Below are 22,420 nucleotides of genomic sequence, written 5' to 3' on the forward strand. Positions count from 1 at the left end.
TTAAACAAGGCTTGCAAACACTAAAAACCTTGGTGATCAAGAGACTACCTAATAGTGTATGCTAGTTTTTTGCGAAGTGTAAATTGGCTAGCTCTATTACACTTTCAACAGTGGGTACAGAAGCTACTTTTACTTCGTCAAAATATTTTTTTGCTTCTAAGGCAGTGGTTTCCCCGATGCAAAAAGCAATACCAATCGCTTTATTTCCTTTCATATAACTTTGCACAGTTGACGGGCTATAAAATAAAATCCCATCAGTATTCTCCTCTACTTTTAGAGGGCTTAACATTGTTTTATAAGCTTCAACTTCATTTACAACAACATCATTTTCTTCCAAAAAGCTTGGTAATTCGTCTAAACGCAAGCTACTGGTAAAATAAGTTACTTCTTTATTTTTTATATCTTTTAAAACAAGTGGAGCTAATTTCTTTGCATTTTTAGCGGTTAATTTAACAGGGCCAATTTTTTTCTCAACCAACGCTTTGGTTCTACGACCTACGCAATAAATGTTTTTAAACTGCAATTCGGGTAAAGAAAAATTAGTTTCAAGTGACTCCACTGTATTTTTACTGGTAATTATTACATTTTCCAATTCGTTCTTCAATACTGGTCGTGGTATTCTGCTAAATCTTACTTTTATAAAATCGCTATCCTCCACCTTAATATCTTCATGCACCAATTTCGACTGACTAACCGTTAACTTTTTAGTTGAACAGATGTTAAATTTCTTTTCGAATTTATCAAAATTGGACATCAACTTTTTACCACCTCTATCGATAATAAACTCTGCAGCATCTTGAGCCAAATAGATATGCTTTCTAAGTTTTACCGTTTTATTTATTTCTTTCTTACTCGTACCATCTTCACTTAAAATAATTCCTTTTAGCGTAATTTCTTCATCATTTATGTAACATAAGGCTCCTATCGGTGCTGAACACCCACCTTCTAACAGGTTTAAAAACTTACGTTCTACAGAAGTACATATTTCAGTTTCTTCATGATTTAACTTGCCACAAGCCTCTCTAACAAACTCATCTTTTTCAAGAGCAGATATCATAATTACTCCCTGGGCAGGGGCAGGAATCATCCAACTTAGTGTTACTAAATTTTCAGGTTTAATACCTATTCGTTGTAAACCCGCAGCAGCAAAAATACCTCCATTCCAATCTTCATTATCTTTTATTTTTTGTAACCGTGTATTTACATTACCTCTTAAACCAACGACCTTATGAGAAGGATATCGTTGTAACCATTGTGCTTTACGTCGCAAACTACCTGTTGCAATAATGGCATCTTTTTGAGCCATAAATTCCTCATTATCTTTAAAAATCAACACATCCTCAGATGGGCCTCTTTTTAACACAGCAGCTTGCACAATACCTTCTGGTAGTACAGTAGGCACATCTTTGAGAGAGTGTACTGCAATATCAATTTCATCATTGAGCATTGCAATATCTAGGTTTCGAGTAAATACGCCTGTAATCCCCATTTCGTAAATGGGTTTATTTAAAACTAAATCACCCGTAGCTTTTAAAGAAATCAATTTGGTCTTATAACCTAAATATTCTAATTGCTGTTGTACGGTTTTTGCTTGCCACATCGCTAATTCACTATCACGAGTGCCTATTCTAATTATTTTGTCCATTGTTAATTTTTCAGCTGAAAAACCTTTGAAATTAATGCGATACTTTCATCGGAATCAGAATCATTATCTTTTAAATGATTTGCAAATTGTTTCGTAATTTTCTGAACAATCCTATCTGATAATAATTGAGCTTGTTGCTCATTAAAATCAGTTATTTTTTTTCTTTGAAAATCAATTTCTTCCAATTTAATTTCTTCCAATCGCAATTTTAAAGCTTTTATAGTTGGAGCAAATTTACGTGTTTCTAACCAAGCCTTAAACTCTTTTTTAATTTCATCTATAATTCCTTCTGCAAGTGGAATTTGTGCTGTTCTATTTTTAAGTGTATCATCGGTGATTTTAGAGAGATCATCTAAATGTACTAAACTTACATTTTCTAGGTCTTGTATGTCATTTGATACGTTTTTGGGTATAGATAAATCTAGAACCAATAATGGTTTATCATTAGACAATATGGCTTTTGACACTGTAGGTGTTGGTGCACCAGTAGCCACAATTAAAACATCCGCTTTTTTAATTTCTGACTCTAAATTGGCAAAATCAGCCACAGTAACGTCAAATTTACCGGCTACTTCTAATGCTTTATCTTTGGTTCTATTAACCAAAGTAATATGTTTGTTATGGGTATGCTTTACTAAATTATCGCAAGTATTTCTACCTATTTTACCTGTACCAAATAACAGAATATTTTTATCTGAAATTTGCTGAACATTATTAAGTATATATTGAACGGATGCAAATGAAACCGATGTGGCACCAGAACAAATTTCTGTCTCGGTTTTTACACGTTTACTTGCTGTGATTACATTATTTATTAAACGATCTAAAAAAGTCTTTAATAAATTTAATTTTTTAGATTGCGAAGCACTTTTCTTTAATTGACCAATGATTTCAAAATCACCTAATATCTGACTATCTAGACCAGTTCCAACTCTGAAAATATGATCAATAGCATCATTGTTTTTATAAATAGAGGCTACTTTTTCAAACTCTTCAATGGTTCCATTAGAGTGTTTACAAAGTAATTTAATGAGCTGAAAAGGGTGTGCAGCAAAACCGTATATCTCAGTTCTGTTACATGTAGAGATTACTATTAATTCTTCTATACCTTCAGCCGCTGCTTCGTTTAACAAATCTACCCTAGCAGATTCCGTTAAGCTAAAACGACCACGAACTTCAGCATTCGCCTTTTCATAGCTTAAGCCAATACAGTAAAAAGTATGATGTTTAGAAATGTTATAACGTTGCATATTTATTCAATCGGAGCAAAAATATAATTAGTATATGAATAAAAACAACGCTGAAAGGATTATTTATATCGCTTCACGTTTTTTGGACCACTAAAAGCTTAAAATTGATTATAAACCCTATATTTGTTGCTACTAATGCTATTTTAATGCATCCAATTTAGAATAATTCTAAATAATAAAATTTTAATAAATGCCTAAATTTGATTTAAAAAATAACGCAGAAAGTCCCTTTTTAAAAAATGAAGTTGAAGCCGGTATTCAGCTGCTTAAATCATTAAATGAAAGTGATGATATTCAAACTATTACACATGATATTGACAGTAGTTACATTCAATTTCATTTCTGTTTAAAAGGATCTTCAAAGTTCTTATTTAACAATGGAAATTATAGTTTTGATATCGCTGATGATAATTCATTGTTACTATACAATCCTCAAACAGATTTGCCTTTAAATTTAGATTTACCCTCTAAGTCCTGGGTAATCTCACTCTTTATTTCAATTAAAAAATTCCATTCACTATTTTCGCAAGAAGCCAATTTTATTCACTTTTTAACAAATGACAATAGAGATAAAAAGTATTATGACACTAAGGTAACTTCCCCTGCTTTATCTGTTGTTCTAAATCAAATGATTAATTTCAATATCAATAGCTCTTTAGAAAAACTCTATTTGAAAGGAAAGATTTATGAATTATTAAGTTTGTATTTTAATCACGGGGGGGAAGCTGACATTGAGCAATGCCCATTCTTAGTTGATGAGCAAAATGTACTTAAAATTAGAAAAGCTAAAGACATTATAATTGCAAACATGACAGAGCCGCCAAGCTTACAAGATTTAGCCAATGATGTGGAGTTAAATTTAAAAAAATTAAAAACAGGATTCAAACAAATTTATGGTGATACTGTGTATAGCTTTTTATTTGATTACAAAATGGAAGTGGCACGTAAACTTTTAGAGACCAATAAATTCAACGTAAATGAGGTCGGCTTAAAAGTTGGCTACAGCACTTCTAGCCATTTTATTGCAGCATTTAAAAAGAAATATGGAACTACACCTAAAAAATATGTTTTAGCATTACAAAGTTAAATGAAGCAGCTTTCACATAACGAGACAGTAAACAACCAACGAAAATTCCCCATAACAATAGTTTGTGATGCCATACGAACGCCTGAAAATATTGGAATGTGTTTTAGAATTGCAGAATCTTTTGGTATTGAGAAGATATACCTTCATGAAAACTCTGCCAATTTACAAAATAGAAAAATTCAAAAAACATCGAGAAGCACAATAGATCAAATAGAACATGCTAGATATTCCGACTTTAACGATTTAATATTAGGTCTTAAAAAAGATGGTAATTTAATAGTTGGTTTAGAAATTACAGACAGCAGTACTAAAATACAAGATTTCAACTTTAAAGAACACTCTAAAATTGCTCTAGTTGTTGGTAGTGAACGAAAGGGTATAACCAATATTAACTTACTCGATAAAAGTATCGCAATACCTATGTTTGGTAAAAACTCATCAATGAATGTAATTCACAGTTTGTCCATAGCATTATATGAAATTACAAATCAGTTAAATTAACGCTATTTTGAGTTAAATTTTTCAACTAAGATTTTGGGTTCAACATTTTCAGAACTGTATACGATTTAACAAAATACGGTCTCCTAAACATTAATAATGCCCCCCAAGTGAAACATCAGTATTTTGATTTGAATTTAAACGTTTTCTATTTTTATACTTCATTAAGTTTAAGGCTTCGTCAACTAATTCATTATCTGTTTTAGTATCATTTAACATTAAGCCCCTATTAGCAGTTAAATAATAAGGTTCAATATTTATTTGATTTCCATCCTTTTCAAAAGCAATGTAATACAACCAATCTACATTTCCATAGTCATTTACATTTTTCATTTTAAAGAAATAGACCTCAAAATTTTTCTTCCCTACTGTTAATTTTTCTTTTTTAAAGAATGATATTTCATCTTTTTCCTTATCGTAATAAGCATTAGCAAATAATCTAGATTGAGCATATTCTTGTTGAAATTTATCCGTTTTTAAGACTTCAGGAAGCAACTTATGATTTTCTAATTTATCAATTAATGTATATATATTTTCCGTTTTTCCAATAGTCTTATCTTTCAATTTTTGAGGTATTGTTAACCCTTTTGATTTTAATAACACATAATAATTACACAAAGCATCAATATCACTACTTTCTAAAAGTTTCGTATAAAACTGTGCTACATTCTTTTCCTCTCTAAAAGGATCTAATAAATTAACATAATACCCCAACAACGATTCCACTGAAGAAGAATTACCATAAGATTGCACATCTGTAAGACTTCGCTTTAACTCAATTTTAGCATCATTAAGCAACTGTTCTTTATATTTCTTATAAACTTTTGGCTTAATAAAACTACTATCTTTTAACCTTGACAATAAACTGTAAATGGGTTTTTTATACTCTTGAATAGAAGAGTATTTTAATAATTCAGGAAACAACTTCTTCTTTAATTTCAAAGAATCATTACGCATTGGGTTATCAAAAATTGTATTCATAGAATAATTTTCCACAGGAAAATCAATCTCTAATAAATTTAATATCGTTTTATAAGATTCACTATTCTTTTTAGCAACTAATGCTTTTATAATATCAATTTGGGTTTCAGGCTCACTATAGGACTTTATATATAATTGATTTAAAAAAGGTGCTATTTTATTGCTCTTTAACTTTGACAATTCTCTAATAATATATCCTTTAGCATATTTTTTATCTTTAGAAAACTCATGTGTATTTAAAATAGAAATCATAGTATCAACATCCTTTTCTCTAAAATTGAGCATATAATGAGCATTATCTGCGAGGCTGTCATTACTTTTTAAGGCCGTAAAATAATCAACAACCTTATCTTCAAACACATCTCTCCCTAAGAGCGTATCTAATGGCGTAAATGTTTTATAAAATGTATCAACAAATTTGGAAGAAGCACTTAAACTATCTTCCATTGTTTTTAACTCATACAGTACTCCTAATTTTAGAATTTTTTTGACCCGTATTCGTTTCGCACTTAAACTATCTTTCGCTAAAAAAGTATAGGTATAAAGCCCATTTTCCTTTTGCTTCTTTTTATTTATTAACTTAAACTTATATGAATACGCCATCTCTGCTTGACTCCAAAGACTATCTATGTTTTCAAACATCTGCAAATCGTGATATTTAGTTCTGGTAACTACAATATTTTCATTGGTCTTAGAACTGTATTGTGTGGTATTAATATGTGCAGCATAAGGCTTTTGCTTTACACCTCCACCATAGCGGTTCATTGGAAATGGTGGTTTAGTATTTGTTTTTACCGTAAAATATAATGCGGTATCTTGTACTTGTTTAAAGTCATCTTTATAAATAATATCTTTCAATTTAAACGAATTGAAATACGTATTTGCAACAAGAGAATCTTTACCAACATAACCTAATAAATAGTAAGACTCATCTTTTACAATACTTTTTAATGCGATTTGTTGATGCGTGGCTGAATCTAAAATAGCATTAGACTGATAAGCTGCATATTTACCTGAAACCTCTTTTCCAAATTGCTTAGTCAATTTTAAATTTTTATAAAAAGCATTGTGAATGTATGCTGCTTCAAACTTATCTTCTTCAATATAGTTCACATCGTGCACCGGTACTTCTTGTAAAAAATAATATCCTGAATCGTCATATGATTGAATCAAATTTTTACCCGCAACATTAAAACTTTCTGAATTGTAATTTTGCGGCATTTGAACAGAATATTTACCAAAACTTGGTGAAAACTCTGTCCATTTACTAGCTAAAGGTCTAAAGGAAATAGAGTTGAAAATTTTATCTGCATGTTTTAATGCATAGTCACCTTTACCTCCTAATTTAATAATTACTATTTCTAATGGTGTTTTATATATATGATATTTTTGATAGTCTTCTTTCTTTGTTTTGTTTAAGATACTAATACCAGGATAAGGTGTCGTTAGTATTTCTTTTTTAATTATTTTTCCAGGAATATCTTCATATAGTAAATGATCAATATCGTCTAAGCTAATTTTTGTACTTCCATTAGCATTTAAATAATCAAATGTATTCATTCTCGTTATTGCCAAATAACCTCCATTTGCCATATCTGTAGCGACATAATATTTTTGATTTAAAAAATTGAGCTCTAATAATTTTTCAAAACTTTGAATACTCAAAAACTCGTCAGGGGTAGCTTCTAATTTTAATGTTGGCTCAACAATAGTTGATTCCAATTTATTTTTCATTGTAGTGGCAAGTGACGTTCTTTTAGATGTTAAAGCCGTTACCGAATAACCTCTTCTTCTCAACATTTCGATAACCCCGTTTTCCCCAGGTAAGTGAGCAGCACCAACTCCTGAAAAAACTGATTTATGCTGCATTAAAGAGTCTAATACATTAACCATATTTTCATTACGCTGGTATAACATATATTTTCTAAAATGCTCCGTATTTGTAGCCTCTCCAATAGAATCTAATAAATCTAAATTTCTATCTCTGTAAGCATCCTCAGTTAACATATACATCGGTTTTTCTTTGTACAACTTTTTCAACCAAGTATCTTGCTGCTTTTTCATAGAATTATAACTTGCCTTGGTAACTAAATACCTAGACTCATTAAAATCTTCAAGTCCAACAACAGGTTTGTGATTTTTCTTCCCAGCTTGATATATAAACATATCTAAATAGGTTTCTTCCTCAAAATTATCAGAACCCGATTGCTTTCTATACAGGTAGCTATTCACTAATGTATTATCTAAACGTATCGCATTTCTAATGGCCAACTTTTGTGGAAAAGGCAATTCAAATAAAGCTCCATAAAAATCTTTATTATAAAAGTTGCCTGCTCCATAATAACTCATACCAGCATTAATCATATCATAGCTATTCTCAAGCCATTCTGTTGGGTCTGACTCTAAAGCAACAACTTCACTTTTCTCTAAAGACTTATAGAATATATCGTCTAAGCGAAAAGCCACTTTACTACTGACATGCATAGTACCGTATAGGTAGGAATCCTTTTCAAGGTTATTTCCTGATATTTTCCAAAGTAAACTCTGATATTTTTGTTGTGCAGAAAGCATTGAGCATACAAACAGTAAAATTATAGGAATATATTTCTTCATGTGTGTAAAAGTAAAAAGTAATTTAATATAAATGTGGTAGCAATAGTATTGCTTCAAGAATAAAACAACTTAAGTAGACTTTATCCTAATAAAGTCGTAAATATATTTATTAATTTAACAACGAGAAATACAAATTGAGTAAAACAGTCGTCAGAATGAGGAAACGATATTTTTTCAACAAAACTTCACGAATAATTGTATTTTTGTAGCCCAATTTGTAATTAATGAAGAAAGGAATTTTATTAGTCAATCTAGGCTCTCCTGACAGCACCAAAGTAAAGGATGTTAGAAAGTATTTAGATGAATTTTTGATGGATGAGCGTGTTATCGACATTCCACGATGGAAAAGGTATTTGCTTATAAAAGGTATTATTCTAAACACACGTCCTAAAAAATCAGCCAAAGCCTATAAAAAAATATGGTGGAAAGAAGGATCTCCTTTAGTGGTTATATCTGAGCGATTCTCAAAAAAAGTTGCTGACAAATTAGAAATTCCTGTAGCTTTAGGAATGCGTTATGGTTCCATGAGTATTGAAAGTGGTATTGCACAACTTGTAAAAAGAGGTGTTGAAGAGATATTACTTGTACCATTATATCCACATTACGCCATGTCTTCTTTTGAAACCGTAGTTGAAAAAGCTAAGGAAATTAACAGAAAACACTATCCAACGATTAAGATGGATGTAATGCCCGTATTTTATAACAATACCGATTACATAAAGGTAATGAGTGCCAATTTAAAACGTCACTTATCAGGATTTGATTATGATCATATTTTGTTTTCATATCACGGAATACCAGAACGACATATTTTAAAATCAGATACCACAAATTCACATTGTAAAATTGACGGTTCGTGTTGTGACACACATTCAAAAGCTCATAGAACTTGTTATAGACATCAGTGTTTTGAAACCACAAAAGCCATAGTAAAAACATTACAATTAAAAGAAGGAACGTATAGTAATTCGTTTCAATCTAGATTGTTAAAAGACCCATGGTTAAAACCATATACCGATTTTGAATTGGAAAAATTTGGGAAAGAAGGTGTTAAAAATTTAGCCGTAATTACTCCTGCTTTTGTAGCTGATTGTTTAGAAACCTTAGAGGAGATTGCCATGGAAGGTGAACATCAGTTTAAAAGTGCTGGTGGTCAAGGATACAAACACATACCATGTCTAAATGACAATGATGATTGGGTTGATGTTATGGTAAATTGGGTAAATGAATGGGTCGGTGAACCCGTTACGCTATAAAAGACATTAAATTATAATTATAAGGTTCAAATTAAAAAGTAATAAAGTAATAAAGTAATAAAGTAATTTTAAGTTTTATTACCAAGAGAAAAAATAACAGAATAAAGTCAAAATCTTCGCCATTGGCGAGGCAGGTCGTTAATCATTATTCTTTAATCAAAAATGAATTACCTCTACCTTAAATCATTACACATTATTTTTGTAACCACATGGTTTGCAGGACTTTTTTATATTATTAGGCTTTTTATCTATTATAAAGAAGCAGAAAAAAAACCTGAATTAGAAAAGGGCATCTTACAAAAGCAATACAAATTAATGATTAAAAGACTTTGGTATATTATAACTTGGCCTTCTGCGATTTTAACATTAATTTTTGCAACATGGTTGTTGATTGTTCAACCCATTTGGTTATCAACCTCTTGGATGTGGATTAAATTAGTATTTGTTTTACTGTTGTATCTATATCATTTTTCGTGTCAACACATGGTCAATCAAATTGAAAAAGGTTTTCTTAACTATTCTTCTTTTGGATTACGAATTTGGAATGAAGTTGCCACCATACTCCTATTTGCCATTGTATTTTTGGTTGTATTAAAGAATTCTATAGGCTGGATTTTTGGAACCTTAGGTATACTTGGGGTTTCCATTTTATTGATGCTGGGTATAAAATTATATAAGAGAATTCGGAGTAAGAGAAGTTGGGATAAGGAGTAAGTTTACACTTTTTTATTCTTTCTGTACGCTTTTAGACCAATATCAGCCAAAACATAAATAATAGCACCATACATTACATATTTCCTTACTGGAAAATCTATGTGCATAATACTAAGAATTGCTACTGCAATTATTAGTATATAAATTATTATATCCATAATTTTTTTCAATTTCTTTAAAAATTATTACAAATGGACTCTTTATTTTCTTCTAAAAACCAGCAACTTACAAAAAAAAATAATGAATCTAAAAGTTTTGCGTAGTATTAAACGATCATTGCTTTAAACTCCCTTCAAAAGGAATTCTATTTAAAATACTTCTGCCTAGTGTAATTTCATCAGCATATTCTAACTCATTACCTACAGCAATTCCTCTAGCAATTGTAGAAACACTAATATCTAAATCTTCCAACTGTTTGTAGATATAAAAGTTGGTAGTATCGCCTTCCATGGTAGGGCTCAATGCAAAAATAATTTCTTTTATATTTCCTCCTCTGACTTTATCAACCAAACTATCTATGGTTAAATTTTGTGGACCAACCCCTTCAATAGGTGAAATTTTACCTCCCAAAACATGATACATTCCTCTAAATTGAGCTGTACTTTCAATGGCCATTACATCTCTAATATCTTCAACTACACAAATTAACTCATCGTTTCTGTTTTTATTAGCACAAATTTCACACAGATCAACATCAGAAATATTATGGCAATTTTTACACAACTTAACCTTCTCTTTTAAATTTAGTAAGGCCTCAGTTAAATACGTTGTACGCTCTTTCGGTTGCTTCAATAAATGCAACACCAAACGTAAGGCTGTACGCTTTCCTATTCCGGGTAATTGAGACACCTCATTTACCGCATTTTCTAAGAGTTTTGAAGAAAAATTCATGGTGGCTAATTTATAAAAATTAAACTAGAAATTCTCAAGTCAAAATCCTAAATCTGAAACTAAAAAAAACCTTATATTCGTACCTCAAAATTAAAACTAACCTATGCAACCTCTTCATATCCTCCTTTTAATTGCCGCCTACTTTGGCGTGCTAATACTCATATCATTTCTTACCGGAAAGTCAGCAACTAATGAGACTTTTTTCAAAGCAAACAACAAATCACCTTGGTATATCGTTGCGTTTGGAATGATTGGAGCATCGTTATCAGGTGTAACCTTCATTTCTGTACCAGGAATGATTGGCGGATCACAATTTGCGTACATGCAAGGTGTGTTCGGATTTTTAGTTGGCTATCTATTAATTGCATTTATCTTATTACCTATTTATTATAAATTAAACGTTACTTCTATTTATCAATATTTAGAACAACGCTTTGGAAAAGTGAGTTACAAAACAGGAGCCTTTTTCTTCTTACTCTCAAGAGTTACTGGAGCATCATTTAGACTATTTTTAGTTGCACTTGCCATGCAGTATATTGTTTTTGAACAAATGGGTGTACCCTTTTGGCTTACAGTCGTTATTTCAATACTTCTGATTTGGCTTTATACCTTTAAAGGCGGAATAAAAACCATTGTTTGGACAGATACGTTACAAACATTGACCATGTTAACAGCTGTTGGTCTTGCTATTTATCTAATTAATGAAAAATTAGATTGGTCTTACATTGAGTTTTTAAAAACAGACGCCTTTGCAGAAAGAGGTCAAATATTCTTTTTTGACAACCCAAATAGTGCTACTTACTTTTGGAAATACTTTATTGGAGGTATTTTTATAACTATAGCCATGACTGGATTAGATCAAGATATGATGCAGAAAAACCTAACTTGTAAAAACAAAGGTGATGCTCAAAAAAACATGATTTCGATGTCTGTATTATTAGTTATCGTTAATTTCTTCTTCTTATCGTTAGGTGCATTACTTTTTATATATGCAGATAAATTAGGGATTGAAATTCCTGTAGTCGATGGTAGAACAAGAACCGATTTGTTATTCCCAGAAATTGCAATGAATCAAGATTTAGGTACACCACTAGCTGTCGTATTTATAATCGGCTTGATTGCCGCAGCCTATTCAAGTGCTGATAGTGCATTAACCTCATTAACAACATCCATTTCAGTAGATTTTTTAGGTATTGAAAAAAGACCAAAAGAGAAACAAATACCATTGCGTAAAAAAGTACACATTGGTGTATCTCTTTTATTGATGGTAGTGGTTATTATTTTTAACTCACTTGATGGAAATGTAGTTGGAAACTTATTCAAGTTTGCTACGTTCACCTATGGCCCACTGTTGGGATTATTTATGTTCGGTATTTTTACAAAATATCAAATAAAGGATAAATACGCGTGGATTGTTGCTCTTATTTCTATTGGATTGACATATTTAATTAGTATTTCTCCTGTTCTCTATGCTTATTATTTCGATTATGAAAATATTATTTCATGCGGAAAGCCTGCTTGGGAATGTGCAGAAAAATATGCAGCAGAAAATAACTACTATCAATTTCATTGGGAGATATTACCTATAAATGGATTGATTACCATAATAGGGTTATGGTTTATCAGAAAGAAAAAGTAACTTTACAATATGGAAAAAGACCTAAGTAATTATAGAAAAACCTATGATAAGGATGATTTACTGGAAGAAAACACTCCAGAAAATCCTATAGAATTATTTAGAGATTGGTTTTTTGTTGCTGATAATGATGACAGTGTTCATGAAGCAAATGCGATGAATATTTCCACTATTGGCTTAGACGGGTTCCCTAAAAACAGAGTGGTTTTACTGAAAAAATTTACTTGGGAAGGTTTTATTTTCTATACCAATTATAATTCAGAAAAAGGAAAAGCCATTTTTAAAAATCCCAATATCTGCTTGTCTTTTTTTTGGCCAGCATTAGAACGTCAAATCATCATAAAAGGTAAGGCCGAAAAATTAGCTGAAAATTTATCAGATGGTTACTATGAATCTCGACCTGATGGAAGTAAATTGGGAGCTTGGGCTTCCAATCAAAGTGAAGTAGTATCTTCAAGAAAAGAGCTAGATGAGCGGTTGAAAGAATATGAAAATGAATTTGAAGGTAAAGAAATACCTCGTCCACATAATTGGGGTGGTTTTTTAATAAAACCGATAAGTATTGAGTTTTGGCAAGGCAGACCCAATAGAATGCACGATAGAATCAGATATACATTAGATCTTGAATTTAATTGGAAAAAAGAACGATTGGCACCATAATTTACTTTTATAATTTACGTTTTAATACTAATTTAGCTTTATGACAATTTAGTCTGTCTTTTAACTAAAAAATATTTCCCGCGACAGCGGAGCTTAACATGAAAACACTATATATCGTTAGACACGCAAAGTCATCATGGGAATATTCTTCGATTGAAGATATTGACAGACCTTTAAAAGAAAGAGGCATAAACGATGCTTATTTAATTTCGAAAGAACTTCTTAAAAAAGTAAAGCCACCCAATGTGTTTTTGTCAAGTTGTGCAGCAAGGGCTTTACATACGGCAATGATATTTGGCTACACATTTAATTATCCATTGGCAAATCTAAAAATCAGTAAATCATTATATAGTTTTAGTGATGGTTACCTCATTAAAACAGTTAAAGCCTTGGATGATGGATTCAAATCTGCCATTATTTTTAGTCATGATCATGGTATCAATACTTTTGTTAATACATTTGGTAGTGACCCTATAAGCCATGTTCCTACTTGTGGTGTAATCGGTATTAAGTTTGACATAAAACATTGGAAAAACATAAAAAAAGGGAAAACATTTTTACAAGAGTTCCCTAAACATTATAAATAAAGCATAGTTTGGAAATAAAAAAATACGCCGCTATCGATATTGGTTCTAATGCCGTTAGGTTATTGGTTTCCAATGTAATTGTTCAAGAAAACTCACCTACACACTATAGAAAATCATCATTGGTTCGCGTTCCTGTAAGATTAGGTGCAGATGCATTTACAACGGGTGTTATATCAGAAAATAATCAAAACCGAATGATTAACACCATGAAAGCTTTTAAGTTATTAATGGATGTTCATGGGGTTGAAAAATACAAAGCTTGTGCTACTTCTGCAATGCGAGAAGCAAAAAATGGTCAAGAGGTTATTGAGAAAATTTATAAAGAATCAGGAGTAAATATCGATATCATAAACGGAAAAACGGAAGCAGCAATCATTTCAGCTACCGATTTAAATGAGTTAATTTTAGGTGATAAATCATATTTATACGTAGATGTTGGTGGTGGTAGTACCGAATTAACCTTTTTTAGTAACGGTAAAATTATAGCTTCAAAATCCTTTAAAATGGGTACGGTGAGAACTATTGATAAAGAAACTCATAAAGAAATTAACAAAAAAATTAAAAGTTGGATTGAAAATAAAAGTGAAGGCTTAACAAAAATTGCCCTAATCGGTTCAGGAGGAAACATCAACAAAATTTTTAAAATGTCTACCAGAGCAGAAGGAAAACCACTTTCTTATATCTATATGCGAGCACATTATAAGTTCTTAAAACAAATGACTTATGAGCAACTAATAAGTGAATTAGGTTTAAATCCAGACCGTGCTGATGTAATTATACCTGCAAGTAAAATTTATATTAATGCTATGAAATGGAGTGGAGCAAAGAATATTTATGTTCCAAAAATCGGATTAGCCGACGGTATTATAAAAGCTTTACATTCGGGTAAACTAGACGAATAACCGCTGTTAATTAATTAGATATTTCCACAAAATTCGCAATCCTACAATTGCAATTAAAACCGCTGTAACTCTTTTTATTAGAAAAGGAGATAGCTTTCTAGCACCTAGTCGCGATCCAATTTGCCCTCCGAAAAATACTGTTATCATAAGTGCTATAGCTAAATTTGAATCAAATGTAAAGCTCCCATTATTGTGATTGGTAAAGTATTGCCCCAACAACCCTGCAATAGAATTTACCAGAATAAAAAAACTAGACGTGGCTGCTATTTTTTTAGGAGTATCCCAATGTGTTAAATGTAATAATGGTGATAAAAAAACACCTCCACCAATACCTACCATTCCAGAAACAAAACCTATACCCCCTCCTATAAAGCTATTCTTTGCCACTGACTTTTGTTTTATCTTACCAGAGTAGTCTACCAAATATTTACTTGCCCACATTAATACCGCTGCAATTACAAGGGTACTACCCAATAAAACAAAAAAGAAAGTCTGACTTATTTTTAAATATCCCCCTAAAAAAGCAAGAGGAACACTAATTATGGTTAACGGAATAATCTTTCGCCACTCAAAATATCCGTTTTTTATATAAATAAAAGTACCACCACTTACTACAACAATGTTACACAATAAAGCAATAGCTCTAAATTGAATAAAACTTAATCCCGTTAAGGCTAAAATGGCTAAATAACTAGAGCCACCTCCAAAACCTACAGATGCGTAAAGTAAAGAAACTGCAAAAAAAAGTACTATAATTTCCCAATAGTGTAAGAAAACTTCTAAAATTTCTATCATAAATTTAAATAACACTACAAATTAAAGATTATATTTTTATCTTGCTACATATTTTACTCATTATAGCTATGGAAAAACACAAAAAATACTGGAGAGAAAACTTAAAATACCTCGCTATTCTACTGGCTATTTGGTTTTTAGTCTCCTATGTTTTCGGAATTATACTCGTTGAACAATTAAATACAATACGACTCGGTGGCTTTAAACTTGGATTTTGGTTTGCCCAACAAGGTTCTATTTATGTTTTTGTAATACTTATTTTTGTCTATGTACGCTTGATGAACAAATTAGATAAAAAATATGGATATGACACTTAAAAATAATATTCATAAATAAATTTACCAATAACCAATCTTCATTTCAAACCCACTACTAACTAATTAAATCACATGACTGTACAAATTTGGACATACATTATCGTTGTTGCAACTTTCACATTATATATAGGTATTGCTATTTGGGCAAGGGCAGGATCTACCAAAGAATTTTACGTAGCAGGCGGTGGTGTTTCCCCATTAGCTAACGGATTAGCAACAGCTGCAGATTGGATGTCAGCTGCTTCTTTTCTTGGTATGGCGGGCCTTATTTCTTTTAATGGTTATGATGGTTCTGTTTATTTAATGGGATGGACTGGCGGTTATGTGTTACTCGCCCTCCTTTTAGCCCCATATCTAAGAAAATTTGGAAAATTTACAGTGCCTGATTTTATAGGTGATCGGTATTATTCTAATATCGCAAGAACAGTCGCCGTAATATGTGCTTTGATTGTGTCCTTTACTTATGTTGCGGGACAAATGCGTGGTGTTGGTTTGGTTTTTTCTAGATTTTTAGAAGTCGATATTAATACAGGTGTTTTTATAGGTATGATAATTGTCTTATTTTATGCCGTACTTGGAGGTATGAAAGGGATTACTTACACACAAGTAGCTCAATATTGTGTTTTGATATTTGCCTTTATGGTTCCTGCTATTTTTATCTCCATTCAGATGACGGGTAATCCAATTCCACAACTAGGAATGGGAGGTAAAGTTACTGGAGAAAGTGTTTATTTACTAGATAAATTAGACGGACTTTCTACAGATTTGGGTTTTGCAGCTTATACTGACGGATCAAAATCAATGATTGATGTGTTTTTTATTACAGCTGCACTTATGGTAGGTACAGCAGGATTACCGCATGTAATTGTCCGGTTTTTTACTGTTCCTAAAGTAAAAGACGCTCGAAAATCTGCCGGATATGCTTTACTCTTTATAGCTATTTTATATACTACGGCACCGGCAATTTCAGTATTTGCTAGAACAAATTTAATTGATACTGTAAGTGAAAAAGAATACTCAGAAATGCCAGCATGGTTTTCAAAATGGGAAACCACAGGGCTTATTACATTCGATGACAAAAATAGTGATGGTAAAATTCAATATGTTGCTGATGAAACTGTGAATGAATTAACTGTTGATCCCGACATAATGGTTTTGGCAAATCCCGAAATTGCAAGATTACCTAACTGGGTAATTGCTTTGGTTGCCGCTGGAGGATTGGCTGCCGCTCTATCAACAGCAGCGGGATTACTGTTGGTAATTTCTACTTCTGTTTCACATGATTTAATAAAAAAACAACTAAAACCAGACATCTCCGACAAAAACGAGCTAATAGCCGCTCGACTTTCAGCTGTTGTAGCGGTAGTTATAGCAGGGTATTTTGGTATAAACCCACCCGATTTTGTCGCCGCAACCGTCGCCTTGGCATTCGGTTTGGCAGCAGCTTCTTTTTTCCCTGCTATCATACTCGGTATTTTTGATAAACGGATGAACAAAGAAGGAGCCATTGCCGGAATGGTCGTAGGTATATTATCCATGTTATTTTACATGCTTAAATTTAAATTTCAATGGTTTGGTGGTGGAACTGAAGCGGAATGGTGGTTTGGTATTTCACCTGAAGGATTTGGTACGGTAGCAATGTTAATAAATTTCATTTTTTCAATAATAATTTCTAAATTTACTCCTCCACCTCCTGAAGAAGTTCAAGAAATTGTAGAAAATATTAGAATACCATCTAATGCAGGAGATGCAACACATTAAAACCAAAAAATGAAATTAAAAACAATTCTAATCTTCTGTATTATTGTAATTTCAGCATTATCATATGCTCAAAATAATGATAAAGCTAACGATTCAATTGTACTTGAAAAGGGTAAACTCACTGATGGCATTACCATTAAAGAAATTAAATCAAAAAAAAATGATGTTAGTATAAATGACCCCATCATTACAAAACCACCAATTTTTGAAACATGTAAATCATTAAGCGATGTTGAAGAGCAAAAAGATTGCTTTACACAAACATTACAGAAATTCATTTCGAAAAAATTTAACACCTCAGCGTTAACTATCTTACCAACAGGAAGACATAAAATTCACTGTTTTTTCACAATTTCTAATGAAGGAAAGATTGCTAATATTGACATCTATTCCAACTATAAAATAGCGGAAGATGAGGCTGCGAAATTAATATCAAAAATACCAAATTTAGAACCAGGTGAAATCAATGGAAAACCAAAAGAGATTAGCTATTGGTTACCTATAACTTTTATGTTGCAATAATAAAAACAATAAAAAATGAGTAATTACAGTATCAAACATTTAGAAGAATATTATCAAGTCTATAGAAAATCAATCAGAGATCCAGAAAATTTCTGGTCAGAAATTGCTGAAGAGCATTTTATGTGGCGTAAAAAGTGGGATAATGTTTTGAGTTGGGATTTTTCTAAACCTGAAATAAAATGGTTTGAAGGTGCGAAACTTAATATTACTGAAAATTGTATTGATAGACATTTAGCTACAAAAGGCGATAAAACGGCGATCTTATTTGAACCTAATAGTCCAGACGAAGCCGCCCAACACATCACCTATAGAAGATTATACGAACGTGTAAACCAACTTGCTAACGTGCTTAAAGACCATGGTATTGAAAAAGGAGATCGTGTTTGTATTTATTTACCCATGATACCTGAATTGGCAATTTCATTATTGGCTTGTGCTAGAATTGGTGCCGTACACTCTGTTGTATTTGCTGGGTTCTCTTCAAACGCTTTATCTACGAGAATTAATGATAGTGATTGTAAAATGGTTATTACATCTGATGGATCATACAGAGGTGCAAAAACAATTGATTTAAAAGGTATTGTAGATGTAGCTTTAGATGAATGCCCTTCCGTCAAAGACGTTTTAGTGGTTAACAGAATTAACTCAGACATTACCATGAAAGAGGGACGTGACAAATGGTTGCAACCTCTTTTAGATAAAGCTTCAACGGAGTGTGCAGCCGAAATTATGGATGCGGAAGACCCTTTGTTTATTCTTTACACGTCAGGCTCAACAGGTATGCCAAAAGGAATGGTACATACCACTGCAGGATATATGGTATATACCGCTTATACTTTTAAAAATGTTTTTCAATACAAAGAAAATGATGTGTATTGGTGTACTGCTGACATTGGTTGGATTACAGGTCATAGTTATATCGTTTATGGTCCATTAGCCAATGGAGCAACTTCAGTTATGTTTGAGGGCGTACCTAGTTATCCAGATTTTGGACGCTTTTGGGAAGTGATTGCTAAACATAAAATTAATCAGTTTTATACGGCTCCTACAGCAATTAGAGCATTGGCAAAACAAAACATTGATTTTGCAGAAACCCATGATTTATCCTCTTTAAAAGTCTTAGGATCAGTTGGTGAGCCTATTAACGAAGAAGCTTGGCACTGGTATAATGATGTTATCGGGAAAAAGAAAAGCCCTATTGTAGATACGTGGTGGCAAACAGAAACAGGTGGTATTATGATTACGCCATTACCTTATGTTACCCCTACAAAACCGACCTACGCCACGTTACCATTTCCTGGTATTCAACCCGCTTTAATGGATGAAAATGGTGAAGAAATTAAGGGTAATCAAGTTGATGGTAGGCTGTGTATAAAATTTCCATGGCCATCAATGGCTAGAACTATTTGGGGTAATCATCAACGTTATAAAGAAACGTATTTCACCGCATTTAAAGATAAATATTTTACTGGCGACGGTGCATTACGCGACGAAGTTGGCTATTATCGAATTACAGGACGCGTGGATGATGTTATTATAGTTTCTGGTCACAATTTAGGTACTGCTCCAATTGAAGATGCAATAAATGAGCATCCCGCTGTTGCTGAATCTGCTGTTGTAGGCTTTCCTCATGACGTTAAAGGTAATGCTCTTTATGGTTATATTATTCTTAAAGAAACTGGAGAAAGTAGAATTCATGATAATGTTAGAAAAGAAATTAATCAGATTATAACCGAACATATTGGGCCAATTGCCAAATTAGATAAAATTCAATTTACAAGTGGATTGCCTAAAACACGCTCTGGTAAAATCATGCGAAGAATCTTAAGAAAAATTGCGAGTAGAGATATGAGTAATTTAGGCGACACCTCAACTCTATTAAACCCAGAAGTAGTTGATGAAATAAAAGAGAACGTATTGTAAAGACCAAAAAGACGATCTATTAATTATCTGATTTTCAAATGTTTTGAGAGCTATTTCCCTGTTTTTAATTTGGATTTCTCATTAAAATTTTGTATTTTGCTCTTTATGATAGCAATAGATAAAACAGAAAATCAAAAATTATTACAAGATTCGGTTACTTATGTTGAGAAGTTAGGTTATGAAAACATAAAGGCCGATATTGAAGGTTATGAGACTCCAAAATCTTACTCTCAAAAAGGGACAGATTTTTCAGTTACGCCAGATATTGTTGGTGAAAAAGCAGGTAGAAAACACTACTTTGAAGTAAGTTTAAAATCAGCAGAACCTAATCAATTAAAATCTAAATGGCGTTTTTTAGAAGTATTAACTCGCATGAAAGACAACCGTTTTAAAATAATAACATTCAGAGGTCACTATAAATTCACTGAAGATATGTTACAAGATATTAATCTTGAAAAAAACTTAATTAAGCTATAATTAATAGTTATTCTTCTCGATGTTTTGTTCTTAAAAATATCGAGAAGAATTATTTAACTCCCTCTTAGAATCAAAAGCATTTATTTACTTCTCAATAATTCATTCTGTTCTTTCATTAAATCAGTTAAATCTGAAAGCAACTGTATATCTTTAGGAGTTACCACCGTTTCATCTTTAGTATCATGAGCTTTATTACGTAACCTATTCATAAACTTTACCACAATAAAGACCGTAAAGCCAATAATTATAAAATCCAGAAAAGCCTCAAATAAAGCTCCATAACCTAAGGCAATTTTTTCTTTGATAATTTCTCCCGCACTATTCAATTCAGCATCTCTAAGAATTATTACTTTATCCTTAAAATCAATACCATTAGTTAAGTAAGACAACGGTGGCATTAATACTTTTTTAACCAGTACATCTATTACTTTATTAAATGATGCACCGATAATAACACCAATGGCCATATCCATCATATTACCTTTTACTGCAAATTCTTTAAATTCTTTTAGTAAGCCCATAATTAGTTATTATTTCATTATTATTAAACTCATTTCTCATATTAAGAAAACAAAAATAGCTTTAATTTTAGAAAGATTTATATGCCATTAAAATCACATATTTCTTGAAATAAGTAATGTATTCTACTTTAACTAATATTGATAAAATGCATTTACACCCCACAGCAACCACAATGAGCCGTGTTTTTCTAAACATTTTTAACTTTATTAGTACTACCTCCAAACTATTTAAAAAAACAAAGGTCTATTGATTAGTTTAATTGTAATTTAACTATTTAATCAAATGTTTTGAGCACTGAAGCCAACTTTATACAGCAACTTACAAATCCTAAAACTAAAGAAAAGGCTTTTCTTGAATTGTTAAATCGGTATCAAAAACGTTTGTATTGGTATATTAGAAAAATAGTAGTGACTCATGAGAATGCCGATGATGCCCTTCAAAACACTTTCATTAGAATTTTTAACAAGATAGAAACTTTTAAAGGTAATAGCTTACTCACTACATGGATGTTTAGAATTGCACATAATGAAGCTCTTAGACTTTTGGAAAAACAAAACAAAACACATTTAGCTTCCTTGGATGAAATTCAGCCGCAGTACCTAAAAGATTTAACACAAGACAATTATTTTAATGGTGATGAATTGAATCTGAAATTCCATCAGATTATTAATACCAAGTTAACTAATAAGCAACGCATAGTGTTTAATATGAAATACTTTGATGATTTAAGCTTTAGAGAAATTGCAGACATTTTAGAAATAAATGAAAATACACTAAAATCATCATATTACAGTGCCGTAAAAATAATAGAAGATGAAATAACAGCACAAACAAACTTTTAATAAAAATAAAGGTCTATAAAACGATTATGAAAAAATTTAATTTACATAAAATCAATAAAGAAGAGTTAACAAAACTTCATAAAAATGATCTAGGGATGGATATTCCTAAAGATTATTTTAAAACATCTAAATCAAAAATTATGGAAAAGGTGGCCATCACCCAAAAGGAAAAACCACGTGTTTTTTATTTAAGACCTAGTTTCGGCTATTTAATGGCCGCTTCAATTATCATCCTTATAGCACTGAGTATTGTTTTTAAATACAATATAAAAACCAAAAATAATCTAAATGATGCTGACGTTGAAAATTTAGCGAATGCAAATGATGAAGATATTTTAATAAATTCTCTTTTTGTCAGTGATGAAGAAATGAGTAATTTTTTAGACAACTACTTAGTTAATAACTTAGTTGAGAATGTAGAGGTTATGGAAAAAGAATTCGACAACATTTTTTTGAACTCAATTATTGAAAGCGACTCATTAATAGATAATTATATTGATGATAGTTTTGTAGAAAATATTATTCTTTAAAAACATTTCAA

General features: G+C 31.5%; 22 protein-coding genes. 15 read left to right on the top strand and 7 right to left on the bottom strand.

Annotated elements, in window-relative coordinates; genetic code table 11:
* Positions 1-61: 61 nt before the first annotated feature.
* On the bottom strand, positions 62-1,645 hold the full coding sequence (gene hemC, locus D3P13_RS00390) for a hydroxymethylbilane synthase (protein ID WP_117879319.1): 1,584 nt from the start codon (positions 1,643-1,645) through the stop codon (positions 62-64).
* Positions 1,646-1,647: 2 nt separating this feature from the next.
* Positions 1,648-2,895, bottom strand: a complete 1,248-nt coding sequence (gene hemA / locus D3P13_RS00395) for a glutamyl-tRNA reductase (RefSeq protein WP_117879320.1) — start codon at positions 2,893-2,895, stop codon at positions 1,648-1,650.
* A 190-nt stretch (positions 2,896-3,085) separates the two neighbouring features.
* Here hemA and D3P13_RS00400 point away from each other — a divergent pair, with 190 nt between their 5' ends.
* Together D3P13_RS00400 and D3P13_RS00405 are read left to right on the top strand one after the other, a co-directional pair.
* On the top strand, positions 3,086-3,982 hold the full coding sequence (locus tag D3P13_RS00400) for a helix-turn-helix transcriptional regulator (protein ID WP_117879321.1): 897 nt from the start codon (positions 3,086-3,088) through the stop codon (positions 3,980-3,982).
* Positions 3,983-4,483 carry a TrmH family RNA methyltransferase gene (locus tag D3P13_RS00405; protein ID WP_117879322.1) on the top strand — a complete coding sequence of 167 codons (501 nt, stop codon included), beginning with the start codon at positions 3,983-3,985 and terminating at the stop codon, positions 4,481-4,483.
* A gap of 90 nt (positions 4,484-4,573) precedes the next feature.
* On the opposite strand, the gene D3P13_RS00410 is transcribed toward D3P13_RS00405, so the two are convergent.
* Positions 4,574-8,074 (bottom strand): TraB/GumN family protein, encoded by a 3,501-nt coding sequence (locus D3P13_RS00410; protein ID WP_232829106.1) that lies wholly within the window; start codon positions 8,072-8,074, stop codon positions 4,574-4,576.
* A gap of 224 nt (positions 8,075-8,298) precedes the next feature.
* Here D3P13_RS00410 and hemH point away from each other — a divergent pair, with 224 nt between their 5' ends.
* Both hemH and D3P13_RS00420 read left to right on the top strand, forming a co-directional pair.
* Positions 8,299-9,330, top strand: a complete 1,032-nt coding sequence (gene hemH / locus D3P13_RS00415; RefSeq protein ID WP_117879324.1) for a ferrochelatase — start codon at positions 8,299-8,301, stop codon at positions 9,328-9,330.
* Positions 9,331-9,492: 162 nt separating this feature from the next.
* Complete coding sequence (locus tag D3P13_RS00420; RefSeq protein ID WP_117879325.1) at positions 9,493-10,044, top strand: CopD family protein; 552 nt, start codon at positions 9,493-9,495, stop codon at positions 10,042-10,044.
* A 2-nt stretch (positions 10,045-10,046) separates the two neighbouring features.
* Here the strand turns inward: D3P13_RS00420 and D3P13_RS21840 are convergent, their stop codons facing one another.
* Positions 10,047-10,202, bottom strand: a complete 156-nt coding sequence (locus D3P13_RS21840; protein WP_157972789.1) for a hypothetical protein — start codon at positions 10,200-10,202, stop codon at positions 10,047-10,049.
* 115 nt (positions 10,203-10,317) lie between these two features.
* Positions 10,318-10,935: a recombination mediator RecR gene (recR, locus tag D3P13_RS00425; protein WP_117879326.1), complete on the bottom strand. Its 618-nt coding sequence runs from the start codon at positions 10,933-10,935 to the stop codon at positions 10,318-10,320.
* Between the two features lie 103 nt (positions 10,936-11,038).
* On the opposite strand from recR, the gene D3P13_RS00430 reads away from it, so the two are divergent.
* The 4 genes from D3P13_RS00430 (at position 11,039) to D3P13_RS00445 (ending at position 14,720) form a co-directional block, all read left to right on the top strand.
* Positions 11,039-12,574, top strand: a complete 1,536-nt coding sequence (locus D3P13_RS00430; protein WP_117879327.1) for a sodium:solute symporter — start codon at positions 11,039-11,041, stop codon at positions 12,572-12,574.
* A 9-nt stretch (positions 12,575-12,583) separates the two neighbouring features.
* Entirely contained in the window at positions 12,584-13,231 is a 648-nt protein-coding gene (gene pdxH, locus D3P13_RS00435; RefSeq protein WP_117879328.1) for a pyridoxamine 5'-phosphate oxidase, read from the top strand.
* A gap of 98 nt (positions 13,232-13,329) precedes the next feature.
* Positions 13,330-13,818: a SixA phosphatase family protein gene (locus tag D3P13_RS00440; RefSeq protein ID WP_117879329.1), complete on the top strand. Its 489-nt coding sequence runs from the start codon at positions 13,330-13,332 to the stop codon at positions 13,816-13,818.
* An 8-nt stretch (positions 13,819-13,826) separates the two neighbouring features.
* Positions 13,827-14,720 carry a Ppx/GppA phosphatase family protein gene (locus D3P13_RS00445; RefSeq protein ID WP_117879330.1) on the top strand — a complete coding sequence of 298 codons (894 nt, stop codon included), beginning with the start codon at positions 13,827-13,829 and terminating at the stop codon, positions 14,718-14,720.
* A 6-nt stretch (positions 14,721-14,726) separates the two neighbouring features.
* Here the strand turns inward: D3P13_RS00445 and D3P13_RS00450 are convergent, their stop codons facing one another.
* Positions 14,727-15,515 carry a sulfite exporter TauE/SafE family protein gene (locus tag D3P13_RS00450; RefSeq protein WP_117879331.1) on the bottom strand — a complete coding sequence of 263 codons (789 nt, stop codon included), beginning with the start codon at positions 15,513-15,515 and terminating at the stop codon, positions 14,727-14,729.
* A gap of 68 nt (positions 15,516-15,583) precedes the next feature.
* On the opposite strand from D3P13_RS00450, the gene D3P13_RS00455 reads away from it, so the two are divergent.
* The 5 genes from D3P13_RS00455 (at position 15,584) to D3P13_RS00475 (ending at position 20,515) form a co-directional block, all read left to right on the top strand.
* A complete protein-coding gene (locus D3P13_RS00455) occupies positions 15,584-15,832 on the top strand; it encodes a DUF4212 domain-containing protein (protein ID WP_117879332.1) in 249 nt (82 codons plus the stop codon).
* A gap of 72 nt (positions 15,833-15,904) precedes the next feature.
* Positions 15,905-17,593, top strand: coding sequence for a sodium:solute symporter family protein (locus tag D3P13_RS00460; protein ID WP_117879333.1), 1,689 nt, complete (start codon positions 15,905-15,907; stop codon positions 17,591-17,593).
* Between the two features lie 9 nt (positions 17,594-17,602).
* Entirely contained in the window at positions 17,603-18,115 is a 513-nt protein-coding gene (locus D3P13_RS00465) for an energy transducer TonB (protein ID WP_117879334.1), read from the top strand.
* 15 nt (positions 18,116-18,130) lie between these two features.
* Complete coding sequence (gene acs, locus D3P13_RS00470; RefSeq protein ID WP_117879335.1) at positions 18,131-20,038, top strand: acetate--CoA ligase; 1,908 nt, start codon at positions 18,131-18,133, stop codon at positions 20,036-20,038.
* A gap of 105 nt (positions 20,039-20,143) precedes the next feature.
* Positions 20,144-20,515 (top strand): hypothetical protein, encoded by a 372-nt coding sequence (locus tag D3P13_RS00475; RefSeq protein WP_117879336.1) that lies wholly within the window; start codon positions 20,144-20,146, stop codon positions 20,513-20,515.
* 80 nt (positions 20,516-20,595) lie between these two features.
* Here D3P13_RS00475 and mscL read toward each other — a convergent pair whose 3' ends face one another.
* Positions 20,596-21,036 (bottom strand): large conductance mechanosensitive channel protein MscL, encoded by a 441-nt coding sequence (gene mscL / locus D3P13_RS00480; protein ID WP_117879337.1) that lies wholly within the window; start codon positions 21,034-21,036, stop codon positions 20,596-20,598.
* 288 nt (positions 21,037-21,324) lie between these two features.
* Here mscL and D3P13_RS00485 point away from each other — a divergent pair, with 288 nt between their 5' ends.
* Positions 21,325-21,879, top strand: coding sequence for an RNA polymerase sigma factor (locus D3P13_RS00485; protein WP_117879338.1), 555 nt, complete (start codon positions 21,325-21,327; stop codon positions 21,877-21,879).
* Between the two features lie 26 nt (positions 21,880-21,905).
* Positions 21,906-22,409: a hypothetical protein gene (locus D3P13_RS00490; RefSeq protein ID WP_117879339.1), complete on the top strand. Its 504-nt coding sequence runs from the start codon at positions 21,906-21,908 to the stop codon at positions 22,407-22,409.
* Positions 22,410-22,420 lie beyond the last annotated feature (11 nt).

The sequence above is a fragment of the Aureibaculum luteum genome (genome assembly GCF_003449015.1).
In the GTDB taxonomy this organism is placed as follows: domain Bacteria; phylum Bacteroidota; class Bacteroidia; order Flavobacteriales; family Flavobacteriaceae; genus Aureibaculum; species Aureibaculum luteum.